Genomic DNA, 17,436 nt, shown 5'->3' with positions numbered 1-17,436 from the left:
TGTGGAACCAATCGACGTCGTCGGCCACGTGTGAAAACGCCGTTCTCCAGACCTTTCACGAACGTAGTCAGGTGTAACAGCCATCTGAATTCTCCTTGACGTTGTGTACTGGTCGACCCTTTGCCACTGCGATGATCAGAGCTTTGGCTCGGCCGCGATCCGCTGCCTACCGTAAGAATTTACGCAGAAGCCGTGGGAAACGCTTGTTAGCTGTTGTAAGATGCCGTTTGTTGTCGTCAGCAGCAGCAACTCGCAGAGCTTGTTGGGCTGAGGTTGGTAGCCAATAACGACAGTCTCCATTGTGACTGTGCAAAACCGGTCCTCGGCTTAAATCCAAACCCGGTGGTCAGGCGGCTACGAAAGATGACGCCATGATGGAACAGGCCACGGCGACCGGAAACGCAATGTCGTTTGGTCCTTTCAGCCTGGACGCGACCGACGGTTCCTCGTGAGAGGCGGACGACGCCTATGAATAATCGGCGCAACCCACAGTCCAAGGATGTGCTTTCTTTTGGCCCGTTCAGCCTGTTTGCGGCCGAGAGGTTGCTCAAGAAGGCTGACGAGCCGGTGCCGCTCGGTGGCCGCGCGCTTGATATCCTGATCGCACTCGCTGAGCGAGCCGGAGAAGTCGTCACTCAGAAGGAACTAATCTCGACCGTGTGGCCAGACGTGACGGTTGAGGAAGCCAACCTCCGCTTCCAAATGTCTGCCCTTCGGAAGGCGCTTGGTGACGGACGAGGCGGCGCTCGCTATGTGTCGAATGTTGCTGGTCGGGGGTATTGTTTCGTCGCTCCCATCACACGCTCGACAGCCGCCCGAACGGTTCCGGTCAACGGGATCGCCACAACGGAAAGAGTTCAAAAGCTGCCACCGCGACTAGCGCGAATGGTCGGCCGCGATGACACCGTTCGAGCGTTGGCGGATCAACTCCAGATGCGGCGCTTCGTCAGCATCGTCGGTCCCGGCGGTGTCGGCAAAACCACCGTGGCAATCTCCGTCGCTCATGCGCTGATTGACGGATTCCAAGATGCGGCGTTCTTCATCGATTTGGCTGCGCTGACCGATGCCAAGCTCGTGCCGACAGCTGTTGCGTCGGCACTCGGGTTGATAGTGCAGACCCAGGACCCGATCGTTGGTCTGCTGGCCTTCATTGGCGACAGGAAGATCCTTCTGGTGCTCGACAGTTGCGAGCACGTGATCGGCGTTGCGGCAGCGCTGGCCGAACGCGTCGTCAGCGAGGCACCACAGGCGCACATCCTGGCCACCAGCTGCGAGGCACTTCGGGTCGAAGGCGAACATGTCCACCTGTTGCACTCACTTGATTGTCCACCCGAGGATGCCGGCCTGACGGCTATGGAAGCGCTCCGGTATCCCGCCGCCCAGCTGTTCATGGAGCGGGCGGCGGCGAGCGGCTATGACGCCGAGCTTAGCGATACCGATGCACCGATCGCCGCCCGGATCTGCCGCCGGCTTGACGGGATCGCACTTGCCATTGAGCTCGCGGCCAGTCGCGTCGGCTCTCTCGGAATCCGTGGAACCGCGGAGCTGCTCGACAACCGCTTCAGCTTGCTCTGGCATGGCCGTCGCACCGCGTTGCCGCGGCACGAGACGCTGAACGCGATGCTCGATTGGAGTTACAGCCTGCTTTCGGAGCGCGAGAAGGTAGTCCTGTGCGGGCTGTCAGTCTTTGTCGGAAACTTCACGCTTCAGGCCGCCGGCTCCGTTGCGGCGGAGACAGAGACAAACGAGGCGGAAATTATCGACGCGGTCGCGAGCCTCGTTGCAAAATCCCTGATCTCCACGACCGTCATCAATGGATCGGCATACTATCGGCTGCTCGACGCCACACGCGCCTACGCCATTGCCAAACTCGCAGAGCGTGGCGAAGCGGATCGCATCGCCAGGCGCCACGTGATCTATTACTCCAAATTTCTCGAACACGACGAGACCATCCAGTCATTGTTCGCGGAACATTGTCTTTCGGGATACGCCCCGCATATCGGCAACGTGCGGGCGGCGCTCGGATGGGCGCTGTCGGACCATGGCGATGCCGCGGTCGGCGTCGAGCTCGCCACCTGGGCCGCGCCGCTGTTCTTCGGACTGTCGCTGTTCGAGGAATGCAGGGGTTGGTGCGAACGGGCGCTGGCCGCGCTCGACGACGCCAGCCGCGGCACCAGACAGGAGATGATTCTTCAGGAAACTCTGGCGCTGTCGTCGATGCTCACCAGGGGTCACACCGATCGGGTTCGCGCCGCAATCGGGCGTGGACTTGCGCTGGCAGAGGTTCGCCAGGACCGTGTGCGCCAACTGCGCCTTCTCTTCGGTCTATCCATCTTTTTCACGCGACTAGGCGACATCCGCGGCGCCCTGGCGGTCGCGGAACAGGGCAGCGTCATCGCTCAGACTGCCAAGTACCCGGCCGGCGCCGTCTGGGCGGAGTGCTGGGTGGGAAATGCTCACCACTTTCTGGGCCACCAAGCCGTCGCACAACTCCATTGTGAGCGTGCCTTGGCACTGGCAGTCGAGCTTGGTACGTTCAACTTCTTCGGTTTTGATCAGCGCATCCGCGCGCTCGTCGTTCTCTGCCGCATTTTGTGGCTGCGTGGCTTTTCTGATCAGGCGCTTCGAATCGCGCAAAAGATAATCGATGAGGCGGCGAGCCGAGATCACCCAATTCTGATCTGTACTACGCTATTTTATGCCTCGAAGTTGTTACTGTGGACCGGTGATTTGTTGAGAGCCGGCGACCTCAGCGAGCAGCTGATCGCATATGCCGGACGATACTCGCTTGCACCGTACCGTGCTCTTGGCATCGCGCTGAAAGGCGAGCTTGCCATTGCCCGCGACGAGCCGGAAGCCGGTCTCGATTTGCTACGGAGCGCGCTGGAGACCCTGCACGCTCAACAGTACAATCTCCTGATCCCGGGCTTCATCGGCGCGTCGGCGGAAGGCCTGCGAAAGACCGGACGATTCGAGGAGGCGCTGTTCACGATCAATGGAGCCATTGCGCGCGCGACAAATAGTGGGGTGGAACTGGACTTGTCCGAACTGCTCCGGATCAAATCGCAGATTCTCGCGGCGCAAGATGACTGCGAATCAGCGATGACCTACCTGACCGAAGCGCTCGCCGTTGCACACGAGCAATCGGCGCTCGCTTGGGAACTTAGGTCGACGATGGTCCTGGCCCACTTGCTCTCCGAAGACGGCCAGCGCGATCACGCTCGGCATACGCTGGCTCTCATGTACGACCGCTTCACGGAAGGATTCGAAACCGCAGATCTCAAGCTGGCGCGCGCGCTGCTTGAGGATTTGCGATAGCTATTTTGGCCGCTCCAAAGCACGCTGGTAGCCACGATACCATTGCCACTCGCAGAGCTGGTGGGTAGCCAATCGTGGCAACCTTTGTTGTTATTGTGCGGAACCGGCTATTGGCCTAAAATCCGAACCAGGTGATCGCTACGAAAGATCACGCCATGATGGAGCCTGCGACAGAGGCCAGAAACGCAATATCGTTTGGCCCCTTCAGCCTGTTCGTGGCCGAGAGGCTGCTCAAGAAGGTCGACAAGCCGATACCGCTCGGTGGCCGCGCGCTCGACATCCTGATCGCACTCGCGGAGCGGCCCGGGGAAGTCGTCACTCACAAGGAACTTATCTCGACGGCGTGGCCGGATGTGACGGTGGAGGAAGCCAACCTCCGCTTTCAAATGGCTGCCCTTCGGAAGGCACTTGGCGACGGACGAGACGGTGCTCGCTACATATCCAATGTTGCCGGTAGGGGCTATTGCTTTGTTGCGCCAGTTACACGCTCGAGCGCCAAGCAACCGGCTCCGGTGACTGAGATCGGCACAACGGAACGAGTCAAAAAGCTGCCGCCGCGACTGGCGCGAATGGTCGGCCGTGATGACACTGTTCGATCCTTGGCGGAGCAACTCCAGAGGTGGCGCTTCGTCAGCATCGTCGGTCCCGGCGGTGTCGGCAAAACCACCGTAGCGATCTCAGTCGCTCATGCGCTGGTTGACGGATTCCAAGGCGCGGTCTTCTTCATCGATCTGGCTGTTCTGACCGATGCCAAACTCGTGCCGACAGCGATCGCGTCGGTACTGGGGTTGATGGTGCAAACCCAGGACCCGGTCGTTGGTCTGCTGGCCTTTATTGGCGACAGGAAGATCCTGCTCGTGCTCGACAATTGCGAGCATGTGATCGGCGTGGCGGCAGCTCTGGCCGAACGCGTCGTCAGCGAGACACCGCAGGCGCACGTCCTGGCGACCAGCCGCGAAGCGCTCCGGGTGGAAGGTGAACATGTCCACCTATTGTACTCACTCGATTGTCCCCCCGAGGATGTCGGCTCGACTGCTATGGAAGTGCTCAAGTATCCCGCCGCCCAGCTTTTCATGGAGCGGGCCGCGGCGAGCGGCTATGGCGCCGAACTGCGCGATATCGATGCGCCGATAGTAGCCCGGAGCTGCCGCCGGCTTGACGGGATCGCCCTTGCCATCGAGCTCGCGGCCAGTCGCGTCGGCTCCCTTGGGATTTTTGGAACCGCGGAATTGCTCGACAACCGCTTCGGCTTGCTCTGGCAGGGCCGCCGCACCGCGCTGCCGCGGCACGAGACGCTGAACGCGATGCTCGACTGGAGTTACAGCCTGCTTTCGGAGCGCGAGAAGGTAGTGCTGTGCGGGCTGTCGGTCTTTGTCGGGGACTTCACGCTTCAGGCCGCCGGCTCCGTTGCGTCGGAGACGGAGGCAGACGAAGCGGACGTTATCAACGCGGTCACGAGCCTGGTTGCAAAATCCCTGATATCCACGACCGTCATCAACGAATCGACCTATTATCGGCTGCTCGACACCACGAGGGCCTATGCCGCCGCCAAGCTCGCCGAGCGTGGCGGGGCAGATCGCGTCGCCCGGCGCCATGCGATCTTCTTTGCCAAGTTTCTCGAGCACGACGAGATCATCCAGTCGTTGTTTGGCGAACACGATCTATCGGGATACGCTTCGCATATCGGCAACGTGCGGGCGGCGCTCGGATGGGCGCTGTCGGACCACGGCGATGCCGCGGTCGGCGTCGAGCTCGCCACCTGGGCGGCGCCGCTGTTCATCGGATTGTCGCTATTCGGGGAATGCAGGGGTTGGTGTGAACGGGCGCTGGCCGCTCTCGACGCGTCCAGCCGAGGCACCAGACAGGAGATGATTCTTCAGGAAGCCCTGGCACTGGCGTCGATGTTCACCAGGGGTCACAGCGATCAGATTCGCGCCGAATACGAGCGCGGGCTTGCGCTGGCGGAAGCGTTCCAGGATCCTGCGCGCCAACTTAGCCTTCTCGTCGGTCTGAACATTTTTCTCACACGACTCGGCGACCTCCGCGACGCCATGGCGGTCGCGGAACGGGGCGGCGCCATCGCGCAGGCTGCCAAGGACCCGGCCGGCACCGTCTGGGCGGAGTGGAGGGTGGGCATGGCGCACCACTATCTGGGCGACCAAGCCGCGGCACAACTCCATCTTGAGCACGGCATGACGCTCGCGGTCGAGCTTGGTGTCTTCAACGCCAACTTCTTCGGTCTTGATCCGCGCATCTCTGCGCTCAGCTGTCTTGCCCGCACCTTGTGGCTGCGCGGCTTCTCCGATCAGGCGCTTCGAATCGTGCAAAACGCCATAGACGAAGCGGCAAGCCGAGGTCACCCAGTTTCGGTCTGCGGTTCGCTGCTTCATGCCCCGATGTTGTTACTGTGGACCGGCGATTTGCAGGGCGCCAGCGACCTCATCGAGCAGCTGATCGTATACGCCGGACGATACTCGCTTGCACCGTACCTTGCTCATGGCATCGCGCTGAAAGGCGAACTTGCCATCGCCCGCGATGAGCCGGAAGCTGGTCTCGATTTGCTACGGGGCGTGCTGGAGTCCCTGCGCGCCCAGCAGCACAATATCCTCATCACAGATTTCATCGGCGCGTTGGCGGAAGGCCTGCGCAAGACCGGGCAATTCAAGGAGGCGCTTTTTACGATCAACGGAGCTATTGCGCGCGCGACAAATAGTGAAGTGGAAATTAATTTGTCCGAACTGCTTCGGATTAAATCGCAGATTCTCGCGGCACGACATGACCGTGAATCCGCCCTGAACTGCCTGACCGAAGCGCTCACCGTCGCGCGCGCGCAATCTGCACTCGCTTGGGAGCTGAGATCAGCGATGGCCCTGGCACGCTTGCTCGCCGAAGACGGCCAGCGCGATCAGGCCCGGCATGCGCTGGCCATCGTCTACGATCGCTTCACGGAAGGATTCGAAACCGCAGACCTCAGGCTTGCGCGCGCGCTGCTTGAGGATTTGCGATAGCCATTTTAGTCGCTCCACGCCAAGCCGACGACCTCCGCAACATTCTTTCCGCCTGGAGACCCGGCGGAACCGGACTCCCTGCACCCGTCTAACACTTTCTAACGTAATCAAACGGGCCAAGCCGTCGTCCATCGGGCATGGTCGTCGCGTGCAAATTGCCCAGAATCTTTCGAGCCCGACACCATGATGAAATCCTCCGTTCCGCCAAACGCTCCCGTCGCCCTCCCACCCCTGGTGGCCGCCTACGTTGAAGCAACCAACAGCTTCGATCTCGAGCGGTTGATGTTCACTTTCGCCGAAGATGCTCTCGTCAATGACCAGTTACGGGACTACTGGGGAAAGCCGACCATCAGAGAGTGGGCGAAACGCGATATTATCGGCGAGAGACTGACGATGAACGTAACCAAAGTCATCAGCCACTACGGGAACTTCATCGTGACAGCCAACGTCGACGGCAACTATGACAAACGCGGCTTACCCGATCCGCTGGTACTCGCTTTCTATTTCATCCCCCAGAGCGATTTGATCGTTCAACTGATCATTCTTCGTAATCGATACGATATTTGAGAATCAACATGGCCGTCGCTATGGTCATTTCAACCAACGAGATCACCTCATCTAGCTGAAGCTCCCTGGGAGTCGATGCGTCGCCCAAAACGCGCGCCTCAGCAGCATGACTAACACAATCTTACAAAGTCAAACTCGCGTACGTCGCGAGATTGCGCGACGCTTTCAATCAGATTTGTTCAATGCCTCCCAACTAGGAGAGCACGTCATGCGCGAGACACACGGACATGTCAAAGCGACAGAAGGCAGCGCGGCTTTTGGTACCCCACGGATGCCAACGCGACCCATGACTTGGAGCATGACGGCCAAGGCGAAACCACACAAGCCGTCCGAGTTTGAGTCAGTGTTACTTGCGATAGCGGCACACGATCTTCGACAGCCACTTCAAGTCATCCAACTCGCTCACGATTTTCTCGGTCGCGGCGATCGAACGACGTCTGAGCTATGCCAGCTACAGTCCGGTCAAGCCGCCATCGATCGATTGAAAAATCAGCTTGACGAATTGGTTGCCGCCCTTCAGCTCAGCGAGCCCGCCAAGAGAGTGAAACTAACTCCGGTGCGGGTCGGGCCGTTGCTGCAGCAAGCTACCTACGCGAAAAAAGTCGCAGCTCTAACAAAGAGAGTCAGCGTTCGTACGGTTCCGACGAGTGCCACGATTAATAGCAACGCGCTGCTTCTCGGTACCGTGCTGCGCAACTTGGTCAGCAACGCGGTCAAATACACACAGCCCGGTGGCCGCATTCTCGTCGGTTGCCGCCACACCGGCCGGAGCATCCGTATTGACGTGTATGACACCGGGATCGGAATTGCCGGGGACCAGATGCCTCTCATGTTCGATGCCTTCACCCGTCTTGATCCTACGCGACGCGACAGTCTGGGCATCGGCCTCTTCATCGTGCGCCAGGCGATCGGAATACTGGGACACCGCATCGACGTCTCTTCCACTCCCTGTCGCGGGTCCCGCTTTTCCATTTTTGCGAGCCGGGCCAAATGAAAGTGAAATGAGCACCACCTATCCCGGCAATAACCGCCATGGAATCGCGCCGCCGCGCAACACCATCGCAAGTTCTACAGTAGGAAAAAATGCGTGACCATCGTCAATATGCTTCGAACGGTGCAGCCAAGCGTTGCGCTATCTGTGATGGCAAGTTTGGTCTCGTCCGATACTACTCGTGGCGAACCTCCTTTTGTTCCAAGAAATGCGTCGATCGCTTTAGAGCTCGCCGGGCAAGTGACTGCAATTGGCTACCCTGGCTCCAAGTTGCCTTAGACCAGGCCCCGAGAACCGCGTGAGGGCACTATGACATTCCAGCTCTCACAACGAGGCAACGAATACCTAAAAACAGCACAGACTTTGCTCCGCGCGGCCAAAACCATGACCGACCAAGCGATTGTGGATCAGCTTAAGGCTCTTGCCGACGACTACCAGCGGCGAGCGGAGAAAGCTTCGCGTGTTGATGCGGCGAAAGCATCGGCTCGCTCGGCTGCTAATGCTGAAAGCGAGGCATTGTTCGAAGGAGGTTGAACATGACCCAGGTGTATTTCCATTGCTCTAACAAAACGAAGGTTTTGGTCGATCGCTGCGGCGCGGTAGTGGACGACCTCGCGGAGGCCCGTGATCACGCGGCCTGCGTCGTGCGATCCCTCACCACCGCGCGCAGCCTCGAAGATTGGCGCGGCTGGATCTTACACGTTAACGACGACCTGGGTGATGAGCTATTCGTTGTCCCCTTCGCTTTCGTGCTCGGCAAGCCCCATTGAGGCTTGCGATCCGGCCACCGATAACGCCGCTTCGCGATAGGCAGTTGGTATCAAGAGAAGCTGCAGCAAAGGTAAGGTTACAAGAGCTTTTCCATTTTTGCGAACCGAGCCGAAAAGAAGTGAATGAGCGCCACTTATCCCACCATCGGAGCAACGCAAAGACGCACGGCAACGAAGAATGGGAGGTGTTTGCGAACAGTTGCGATCGCTCTCGATTTTAAATCCCGCCGACAATGAAATCCGTTTTCTTGGTCGGTAGGCGCTATCCCGGAGCAGCGATCGGTGACGACGTTGCGAACACTGATGATTGTTGCCGGCACTCTTCCTCAAGTACTTTCTGACGGTCGCAGAGTGCCGTGAGCACCGATCACGTTTGGTTTGCTGCATCCATAAAGGAAGTTCAATGATCACAATCAAGCTATTGTCGGCGGGATTGATCGCCACCGTCATGCTCGCACCGCCTACCATGGCCTGCAAGAATTGCTTAGCCAAGCGGCATGTTGCGAAGAAAGCCGATGCGAGCGCGTCCCCCACCGCTCGCTATATTGACGGCTATGCTCGCATTCCAGCGCCGCACGTCGGCCCATTTGCTACACCGCCAGACGGAGAAAATTGCGATGTCGGCGACAACCCGTTTTTATGCTGAGCTGCGCAGAGGAGCGAGCCGACGGTGTCAAGGAGCGAGAACGTCCCCTTTAACGCTACCGTCCCAGTAGCCAACTCTAATTTTACGCAAAGGAGAACTTCCATGAATAGCCAAGACAATCTTCGGCCAAGGTATCCAATGAATCGACGCGCATTCGTAAGCATGGTGGCCGCGGGGGCAGCGAGCACTCTTGTCCAGGGCACCGCCGCCGCTGCACAGCCGGCGCCGACGGCCAAAAACATCGTCCTTGTGCACGGGCTGTTCGCCGACGGGTCATCCTGGTCCGAGGTGATTGCACGATTGCAGGCAGCGGGGCTCAATGCCACATCCGTGCAAAACCCGCTGACAACCCTGCCTGACGCGGTAGCCTCGGCCGAGCGCGTGCTGGCGCGGCAGGATGGTCCGACGGTCCTGGTTGGGCATTCCTTCTCCGGAATGATCGTAACCGAGGCCGGCATGCATCCGAACGTGTCGGCGCTTGTCTATGTGGCGGCGCGGGCACCGGATGCAGGCGAGGACTACACGGCGTTGGCCAAGACATATCCGACGCCCCCGGCATCCGCCGGGATTCTCTTCGACGGTGATGAAGGACGCCTTTCCGAGCAGGCTTTCCTTCACGATTTTGCCGGCGACCTGCCCGAAGCGAAAGCCAGGGTGCTCTATGCCGTGCAGGAACCATTCCACAAGGCTCTGCTCACAGGCATGACCACGCACGCGGCGTGGCGATCGAAACCGAGCTACTATGCGGTTTCAACGGAAGACCGCACCATCAATCCGGACCTTGAGCGCTTCATGGCCAAGCGGATGAACGCCAAGACCATCGAAGTGAAGGCCAGCCATCTGTCGCTGATTTCCCATCCCGAGGAAATCACGCGGCTGATCCTCGAAGCCGCGGGACAGCAAGCCTGACGAGCCCAGCACGTGCAGAGCACGAAAGGAGCAAGGAGCCATGAAACGCTTTGGATCTGCCGCCTGGAACGGCGGTTCGCGTGAAGGCAAGGGTTCGGTCTCGGCCGAAAGCCACGCGCTGGAAACCCATCCCTACACTTTCTTCAGCCGCTACCATGAAAAGCCCGGTACCAATCGGGAGAAATTGCTTGGCGCGGCTTACGCCACCTGTTTCACCATGTCGTTCGTCAGACTGCTCGACATAGCGAACTTCGTGCCGGAGCAGAACGGCCCTGTCACACATTGGAGGCCGAGTTCAACCGAAAACACGCGCGACGATTGAAGCGCAGAGGTAACGGCATAGCGGATAACGAGGCAAGTACGACAGGAGCTAATGATGACGACCATCAAGACCAGAGACGGTGTCGAGATTTACTATAAGGATTGGGGCTCCGGTCAGCCCATCGTGTTCAGCCATGGCTGGCCGCTATCATCGGATGACTGGGACGCGCAGATGCTGTTCTTCCTCAATCACGGCTATCGCGTCATCGCCCATGACCGCCGCGGCCATGGTCGCTCTAGCCAGACCGGCGAAGGCCACGATATAGATCATTATGCCGACGATCTCGCTGCCGTGACATCGCATCTTGACCTGAAGAAGGCCATTCACGTCGGCCATTCCACCGGTGGCGGCGAAGTGGTGCATTACCTGGCGCGGCATGGCGAGAGCCGGGTGGCGAAGGCGGCCATTCTCTGCGCGGTGCCGCCGTTGATGGTAAGGACGCCGGCCAATCCCAACGGCCTTCCCAAGGAAGTCTTTGACGGATTTCAGATACAGCTCGCGGCCAATCGCTCGCAGTTCTATCGCGACGTCGCCTCAGGTCCGTTCTATGGCTACAACCGGCCGGGCGCCAAATCTTCTGAGGCTGTTATCCAGAATTGGTGGCGTCAGGGCATGACGGGCGGTGCCAAGGCGCATTACGACGGCATTGTCGCTTTCTCGCAGACCGATTTCACCGAAGACCTCAAGAAGATTACCGTGCCGGTGCTGGTGATGCATAGCGAGGACGATCAGATCGTTCCCTATGTGGCCGCCGGGCCGTTGTCAGCCAAGCTCCTGAAGAAAGGGACGCTGAAGACCTATAAGGGCTTTCCGCACGGCATGCCCACGACCGAAGCGGCCACCATCAACATAGACCTACTCGCCTTCATCAAGGGTTAGCTGCCAGCCGAATGCCAAAGGCTTCCGGGACAGGGAATTTGCCGGCCCCTTCCCGAGCCTGATTCCAGACTAATAGGCCCTCAACTCACGGCAGTCACGAAGTGCTGTTTGCGCACGAACGGCCGCTTCGCGCCAATAGCGGCCGGTCGCGAAAACCTGTACGGGAAACTTTGGACTGATTGCTGTGCCGCGTAATATCTAATTCCGGCATCAGCCGGCTTGTTGTAAAGCAAAGGGGTCGATGTGTGTACCTGCGGGAGCCGGATATCCAACTCCCGCAAGCCGGTTTTCGTGCTTACCACCTGCCGGAATGCGCGCCGCCATCGACGTGCAGGGATTCCCCTGTGACATTCTGGGCTTCGGTCAAATAGACGATGGCGTCGACGATGTCCTTGACGCTGGAAATCTTACCCAGCGGCGCCAGAGTTTTCAGGAATTCCGCCGGATCGTCCTTGTGCAATGGCGTATCGACCATGCCGGGCGCAACCGTGTTGAAACGAATACCTTGCTTCCCGTATTCGATCGCCAGGTTACGGGTCATGGCATCAAGGCCGCCCTTGGTAATCATCGGTACCGAAACATTCAAGCCCGCGATGGGATTCTCAACCAACGACGACGTGACGCCGACAACACTGCCACCCGACTTCTGGGCCAGCATCTGCTTCACTGCAAACTGCGTGATGTAGAGATAGCCTTCCAGATTGGTTGACGACAGCTTTTTCAGATCTTCACCCGTGTAATCGGTGAATGCCTTCGGAAAGAAGATGCCGGCATTGTTGACCAGCGCATCGATGGAACCGAACTTTCTGATCGCGGTTTCGGCGACCTTCGCGGCCACAGATGCATCACCGATGTCGCCGTCGACCACTGCGAGCTTGGGGGATGCCGGCAATTCCTTCGACTTGGAAACGCTACGCGACGTGGCGACGACGTTATAGCCCTTGTCAAGAAAGGCTTTTACAGCGCCTGCACCGATACCCTGTGAAGCACCCGTTACGATAACTGTCTTACTCATGATCTTCTCCGTTGTTTGGGTTAGCTGCTGATAGATTCGTTGGCTTCTGCTCGAAACACCGGATCGATTGAAATCGGATTCAGGTGATCGAGATAGTTACTCATCGTCTTGAGGGCGACGCCGATTAGAACCTCCATCATTGTGGCTTCGTTGTACCTGGCCTTGAAGAATCGCTCCTTGACACTTTCCGCGACGAAGCCGCGCTCTCTGACCAGTTCTCGAGTCAAAGCAACCAGCGCATCCTGCCTCTCGTCGGGCAGCGATTTCCTGCAGCGAATTGCCTTGATGACCGCGACGTCGAGTTTCATTGCCTTCAGCACCGTGGCATGAGCCGCCGTGCCGTAGAGGCACCTATTTTCGACCGAAGCGGTAAGGAGGATGATCTGCCTTTCCGTCGCAGACAGCGACGAGCCTTCCCAAGCCGTATCAAGCGCAAGATAGCCATTCAGGACTGATGGCGAATTAGCGAACGTCGCCATCAGATTCGAGATAAACCCGAACTTCTTCCGGAAGGCTTTCATAGCTTCCTTCGAGCCAACGGGCGCTGACTCGACAGTTTGGGGTTCAAGGCATTTCATCGTGGTTTACTTTTTCCGGGAGGGACCGGACCGTTTATCGAACGGCAACTTCACTGAGCTGCGTCGACGATGTTCAGGCGCACGTTGAGGCTGCCGCGCGTTGCATCCGAGTAGGGGCAAACGTGATGAGCCTTTTGCACCAGGGTTTCGGCATCGGCCTTCGTCAACCCGGGCGCGTAAATCGCCAGAGCGACGTCAAGGCCAAAACCGCCATCGGCGCGCGGACCGATCCCCACTGTCGCTGTGACGCTGGCGTCGGCGGTCACCTTCGGGCCACCTTGAGCGCCGACGTACTGCATCGAGCTGAGGAAACAGGCCGCATAACCGGCAGCAAACAACTGCTCCGGATTGGTGCCGGCGGCACCATTGCCGCCCAGTTCCTTGGGTCTGGTGAGGTCGACACTCAGGTTTCCGTCTGCAGTGGCAGCGTGGCCAACACGGCCGCCGGTCGCCTTGGCGTTGGTTTGGTACAGGACTTTGGTCGGCATAACTGACTCCTCTTCATCTTCGGCGATGTTCTTCATCGGCGATGCTCTTCATCGATGGGTCTAACAAATGGGGGCAGAGGGTCCGATTGATTAGTCGGAAATATCTGGAATCACTTTTCCATTTATGGAATAGTCGACGAATGGTCGATTTGAATGATATCGCCGTTTTCGTCAGGGTCGCGCAGTTCGAAAGCTTCAGTCGCGCGGCACACGCCCTCGGCATGCCCGTGTCTACGGTCAGCCGGAAAGTTTCGGCGCTCGAAGCAGAGCTGGGCGTCACGCTGCTGCAAAGGACGACGCGCAAGCTTGCGCTGACTTCACAAGGCCGGGATTATTTCAATCAGTGCAGTGAACCGCTCAACCTGTTGTTCGACGCGGAACGGGTTTTGACGCAGACCCAGAAGAAGCCGGAGGGGTCACTCAAAATCTCCGTGCCCGTGGCTTTGGGGCAAGGCCCTTTTCTGGAATTCATTTCTGATTTTATGAAAAACTATCCGCGCATCAAGATCGATCTTTTCATCACCAACGTCTTCTTGGATCTGATCGCTGAAAATGTGGATGTCGGCATTCGCTTTGGTGAATTGAAGGACTCGACGTTAATTGCCAAAAAGCTGGGCAACCAGGTCCGCTATGTCGTGGCCTCTTCCGAATATTTGAAAGATCGAAAACCTCCGATCAAACCCGAAGACCTCAAGCTTCATCAGTGTGTCTTGCTCAACGGCAAGAACGGCGAGGCGGAGTGGGAATTGCTGAATGGACGAAAACGCGCCAGAATTCGTGTTTCAGGTCCCATTTCTAGCCGAGATTTCCAATCGGTCGGTACGTTTGTTGACCGAGGGCACGGCGTTGGTTTTTTGCCTTCGACCTATTGCGACGACAAAATCAGAAAAGGTGAACTCTTGAGGTTGCTGCCCGACTGGACTTCCGAGGAAGTCGACGTCCATACCGTCTACCCCAGAAGAGACTTCCTGCCTTCAAGGCTCCATGTATTTCTCGAAGCATTGAGGGCCTGGAAGAGCCCACTATGGAGCTGAGGCCGAAAAAAAGAAGGTCAGAATCGAAATCCAGCGGCCTGACGACTTGAAGCTGCTCCGCGAAGGGGTTGTCACGCCAAGGGCGCATCGCCGCCGCCGAGGCCGTTGCGTCCCGTCTCTCAACCCGCTCATCGTGTCCGGCCGAGCCATTGTGCCGAAATACGAAAGAGTGTCTTCCTGCCGCCGGCTGTTCGTCCGACGGTCAAGTCCTCCCATATACCGAACAAGCTCAGGGAGTTCCTGGCTTGCCCAAACGTAACCAAGCAAATAGCGAGCGGCCTTTCCATGACAAAAACGGTCAAGATCGACTTCATATCTGATGTGTCATGCCCCTGGTGCGTGATTGGGTTAGGAAATCTGGATGCGGCGCTGAACCGCCTCGATGGGCAATTGACGGCCGACATCCGTTTTCAGCCCTTCGAGCTCAATCCGGGCATCCCACCGGAGGGTGAGAGCCGCTTCGACAACGTAGCGCGCAAATATGGCGTCGGGCGCGAGCAGGCGATCGCGAACCGCGAGCGCCAGCGCGTTCTGGCCGCGCAAGTGGGCTTCGACATGGTGACAACCGACGAAAGCCGGTTCTACAACACATTCGACGCGCATCGTCTGCTGCACTGGGCCCGGATCGAGGGACGACAGGAAGAGCTGAAGCGCGCGCTGCTCGCCGCCTACCATACCAACATGCAGAATCCAGGTGACCGCAGCGTGCTCGTGGCCTCTGCTAAATCTGCTGGCCTTGACGGCGCCGCTGCGCACGATGTGCTTACCTCAGGGCGCTACGCCGACGAAGTGCGCGACGCAGAAGAGAAATGGCAACGAGCTGGGATAAGCAGCGTTCCTGCTGTGGTGATCAACGATCGCTATCTGATCACAGGGGCCCAGCCGCCCGAGGCGTTCGAGCAGGCCATCCGCAAGGCCGTTTCCGAAGCCGCCTGACCGGCGACGCTGCCCTGACCGGACTGCCCTGATCGACGCCTCAAAGGACACGTCATCGCACTAAAGAAACACTGGCATCGGGCCGTAGACGCCCCCAAGCACGCCAGGAAATGCATTGCGCTTGCCGTCCACGGTACCTAAGTCCCAAGCCTGCCAAGGAGCCAAGCAAACGATCTGTGTGACTAGCGCTCGCGTGGTTTGACAAATCGTAACGCCCATTGGTCAGTCTGCCCTTGCACCTGTTTGTCCTTGACGGGCAAGGTATGGTCATCGTCAGGCCGCCGCAGAAAATTGCCTTCTGCAACCAGTTCGAATCCAGCCGCGGTTACCTCGTGGATCACCTGCGCTTTCTCGATGCGATGCAGCCGCGCAATCGTTGGAAGATCGATTCCAACCGGCGCTTCGTGATCGAGTATAAAATAAGTGCCACCCGGCTTGAGACTGCCAAAAACCGCTCTATTAAACGCTACGGTGTCGACTTGGCCATATTGCGCGATCTTGAGGTCATGATAGTTCTGGGTCAGCCAGACCAGGTCGAGAGGCTTAGGGAAGCTGACGGTCCCGAACGGTAGTGCCTCCTCGCTAACGTTGGTCAGTCGCCCCTCTGCAAGCACCGCCGTGAGCCGCCCCGCCCAGTTCACATTCTCGATCGCGTAGACGTGGCCGCTAACGCCCACCGCACCACTCAACATGCGCGTAAAATAGCCGCCGCCAGGAAAGAACTCACCGACGCTCATGCCTGGCTTCACATCGGCAAACGCAAGAGTTTCCGCTGGCTTACGATTTAAGTCAGTTTTCACATCGCCGGCGGGTCGGGTTGAGTCTGCGACAGCCGCCGCCACATTGGCGGGAACAGGACCATCAGCGGCGAGGACATCTCCAACCGTAGCCAACCCGACGGCTGTGAAAGCGCCCAACAACATCAGCCGGAACATAACAACTCCCATCTTTGTCATTTCGCTTCTAACGAACCAGATATAATCGGCTTCGCGCAGCCGGATCGTACCGCCGCTGCCCGTGGTCGCGGCAAGCATCCCACGGTAAGCCACCTAGGATTGATTGTTCGAACCATCGGCGACCAGCTGCGGCGGTCGCGGGTGCTGCACCGCTCGTCGTCAACGAAAGTGTAATGACGGAAACCACGAAGGCTTGGCCCACGCCGGCCACGAGGGCCGGCGACCTGCGCGATGCTACGATTTGGACTACCGAAGCTGTGTGCGGTATGACAATCCCCTCGGTTGACGCGGCCCGTTTTAACCGGGAGTCGCGCGAGGAAATTTGACTCTTGCCATACAGAGCCGAAGGCTTGAACAGCTCGCCGGTCAGGCCTTCAACTGCGCCGCTACCCCGGCGAGATCGCCCATGCCCCAATGCTCGACAATCAGGCCGTCTTGAACCTTGAAAATATCGCAGGACGTGAATCGGAGCGCACGACCGGTGGGCGCAACTCCCGCGAGCGGGCCGTTATGGGTGCCGCTATAGACGAAGCTTGCGGCCGCAATATTGCCGGACACGACCGTGGCCTCGATCTCCACCTTGAGGTCCGGTATTCCCGCCAGCCGTGCAGTGAAAACTGCCACTATCCCCTGCTTCGGCGACTTGCCCTGTGGTGGCGGCGGTGCGGCCGCGCTCGTCTGATGGTTGACGAAATTATCCGAGAACAGCGCCGCGAATGCCGTGAGGTCGTGCGCGCTCAATGTCGCCGCGAACTTTTCGATCCACGGTGCGGTTGCGTTCTTGTCGGCCGCCAAGGCCGGCGCGACAAGGGCCGGCACGGCAAGAGCCGATCCCGCCAACGTGACCGCCTTCAAAAGATTCCTTCTATCCATAAGGGTTCCCCAATCTGATCATCACATTACGCCGCCACTGAATGAACAGGCGGAACAAGAAGCCGATTAGCATCGATATCACTTGGCGGCCAAACCACTTTTCATTGTAGCCGACGAATCTTTCAGAGAGCTGGTATCGGCCAAAA

17 protein-coding genes and 1 pseudogene are annotated in these 17,436 nt (G+C 58.7%); 13 read left to right on the top strand and 5 right to left on the bottom strand.

Annotated features, from left to right (window positions below; translation table 11 throughout):
* Nucleotides 1–468: 468 nt before the first annotated feature.
* The 11 genes and pseudogenes from V1289_RS49915 to V1289_RS32875 form a co-directional block, all read left to right on the top strand.
* A pseudogene (locus V1289_RS49915) lies at nt 469–774 on the top strand (winged helix-turn-helix domain-containing protein); the annotation flags it as partial.
* Between the two features lie 111 nt (nt 775–885).
* Complete coding sequence (locus tag V1289_RS32920) at nt 886–3,318, top strand: ATP-binding protein (RefSeq protein WP_334402274.1); 2,433 nt, start codon at nt 886–888, stop codon at nt 3,316–3,318.
* Nucleotides 3,319–3,473: 155 nt separating this feature from the next.
* The gene (locus V1289_RS32915) at nt 3,474–6,326 is read left to right on the top strand and encodes an ATP-binding protein (protein ID WP_334402273.1); all 2,853 of its coding nucleotides are present in this window, start codon (nt 3,474–3,476) and stop codon (nt 6,324–6,326) included.
* A gap of 183 nt (nt 6,327–6,509) precedes the next feature.
* A complete protein-coding gene (locus V1289_RS32910; RefSeq protein ID WP_334402271.1) occupies nt 6,510–6,893 on the top strand; it encodes a hypothetical protein in 384 nt (127 codons plus the stop codon).
* A gap of 208 nt (nt 6,894–7,101) precedes the next feature.
* The gene (locus V1289_RS32905) at nt 7,102–7,887 is read left to right on the top strand and encodes a sensor histidine kinase (RefSeq protein WP_334402269.1); all 786 of its coding nucleotides are present in this window, start codon (nt 7,102–7,104) and stop codon (nt 7,885–7,887) included.
* A gap of 306 nt (nt 7,888–8,193) precedes the next feature.
* Nucleotides 8,194–8,418: a hypothetical protein gene (locus tag V1289_RS32900; RefSeq protein WP_334402267.1), complete on the top strand. Its 225-nt coding sequence runs from the start codon at nt 8,194–8,196 to the stop codon at nt 8,416–8,418.
* Nucleotides 8,419–8,420: 2 nt separating this feature from the next.
* Entirely contained in the window at nt 8,421–8,654 is a 234-nt protein-coding gene (locus V1289_RS32895; RefSeq protein WP_334402265.1) for a DUF6894 family protein, read from the top strand.
* A 403-nt stretch (nt 8,655–9,057) separates the two neighbouring features.
* Nucleotides 9,058–9,300: a hypothetical protein gene (locus V1289_RS32890; protein WP_334402263.1), complete on the top strand. Its 243-nt coding sequence runs from the start codon at nt 9,058–9,060 to the stop codon at nt 9,298–9,300.
* Nucleotides 9,301–9,438: 138 nt separating this feature from the next.
* The gene (locus V1289_RS32885; protein WP_334402261.1) at nt 9,439–10,209 is read left to right on the top strand and encodes an alpha/beta fold hydrolase; all 771 of its coding nucleotides are present in this window, start codon (nt 9,439–9,441) and stop codon (nt 10,207–10,209) included.
* A 40-nt stretch (nt 10,210–10,249) separates the two neighbouring features.
* Nucleotides 10,250–10,531, top strand: coding sequence for a hypothetical protein (locus V1289_RS32880; protein WP_334402259.1), 282 nt, complete (start codon nt 10,250–10,252; stop codon nt 10,529–10,531).
* Nucleotides 10,532–10,585: 54 nt separating this feature from the next.
* Nucleotides 10,586–11,410 (top strand): alpha/beta fold hydrolase, encoded by an 825-nt coding sequence (locus V1289_RS32875; RefSeq protein ID WP_334402256.1) that lies wholly within the window; start codon nt 10,586–10,588, stop codon nt 11,408–11,410.
* A 295-nt stretch (nt 11,411–11,705) separates the two neighbouring features.
* Here the strand turns inward: V1289_RS32875 and V1289_RS32870 are convergent, their stop codons facing one another.
* The 3 genes from V1289_RS32870 to V1289_RS32860 form a co-directional block, all read right to left on the bottom strand.
* Nucleotides 11,706–12,425: an SDR family NAD(P)-dependent oxidoreductase gene (locus V1289_RS32870; protein ID WP_334402252.1), complete on the bottom strand. Its 720-nt coding sequence runs from the start codon at nt 12,423–12,425 to the stop codon at nt 11,706–11,708.
* A 20-nt stretch (nt 12,426–12,445) separates the two neighbouring features.
* Nucleotides 12,446–12,946: a carboxymuconolactone decarboxylase family protein gene (locus V1289_RS32865; protein WP_334402250.1), complete on the bottom strand. Its 501-nt coding sequence runs from the start codon at nt 12,944–12,946 to the stop codon at nt 12,446–12,448.
* 107 nt (nt 12,947–13,053) lie between these two features.
* Nucleotides 13,054–13,491, bottom strand: coding sequence for an organic hydroperoxide resistance protein (locus V1289_RS32860; RefSeq protein ID WP_334407774.1), 438 nt, complete (start codon nt 13,489–13,491; stop codon nt 13,054–13,056).
* A 140-nt stretch (nt 13,492–13,631) separates the two neighbouring features.
* Between V1289_RS32860 and V1289_RS32855 the strand changes: the two genes are divergently transcribed.
* Together V1289_RS32855 and V1289_RS32850 are read left to right on the top strand one after the other, a co-directional pair.
* A complete protein-coding gene (locus V1289_RS32855) occupies nt 13,632–14,525 on the top strand; it encodes a LysR family transcriptional regulator (protein ID WP_334402248.1) in 894 nt (297 codons plus the stop codon).
* Between the two features lie 285 nt (nt 14,526–14,810).
* Nucleotides 14,811–15,461 (top strand): DsbA family oxidoreductase, encoded by a 651-nt coding sequence (locus V1289_RS32850; protein ID WP_334402246.1) that lies wholly within the window; start codon nt 14,811–14,813, stop codon nt 15,459–15,461.
* A gap of 182 nt (nt 15,462–15,643) precedes the next feature.
* On the opposite strand, the gene V1289_RS32845 is transcribed toward V1289_RS32850, so the two are convergent.
* On the bottom strand, nt 15,644–16,495 hold the full coding sequence (locus tag V1289_RS32845; protein ID WP_334402245.1) for a class I SAM-dependent methyltransferase: 852 nt from the start codon (nt 16,493–16,495) through the stop codon (nt 15,644–15,646).
* Between the two features lie 288 nt (nt 16,496–16,783).
* The gene (locus V1289_RS32840; RefSeq protein ID WP_334402244.1) at nt 16,784–17,290 is read right to left on the bottom strand and encodes an ester cyclase; all 507 of its coding nucleotides are present in this window, start codon (nt 17,288–17,290) and stop codon (nt 16,784–16,786) included.
* Nucleotides 17,291–17,436: the final 146 nt, after the last annotated feature.

It is taken from the genome of Bradyrhizobium sp. AZCC 2289, from assembly GCF_036924615.1.
Classification (GTDB): Bacteria; Pseudomonadota; Alphaproteobacteria; order Rhizobiales; family Xanthobacteraceae; genus Bradyrhizobium.
This window is presented reverse-complemented; position numbering and strand designations above follow the sequence as displayed.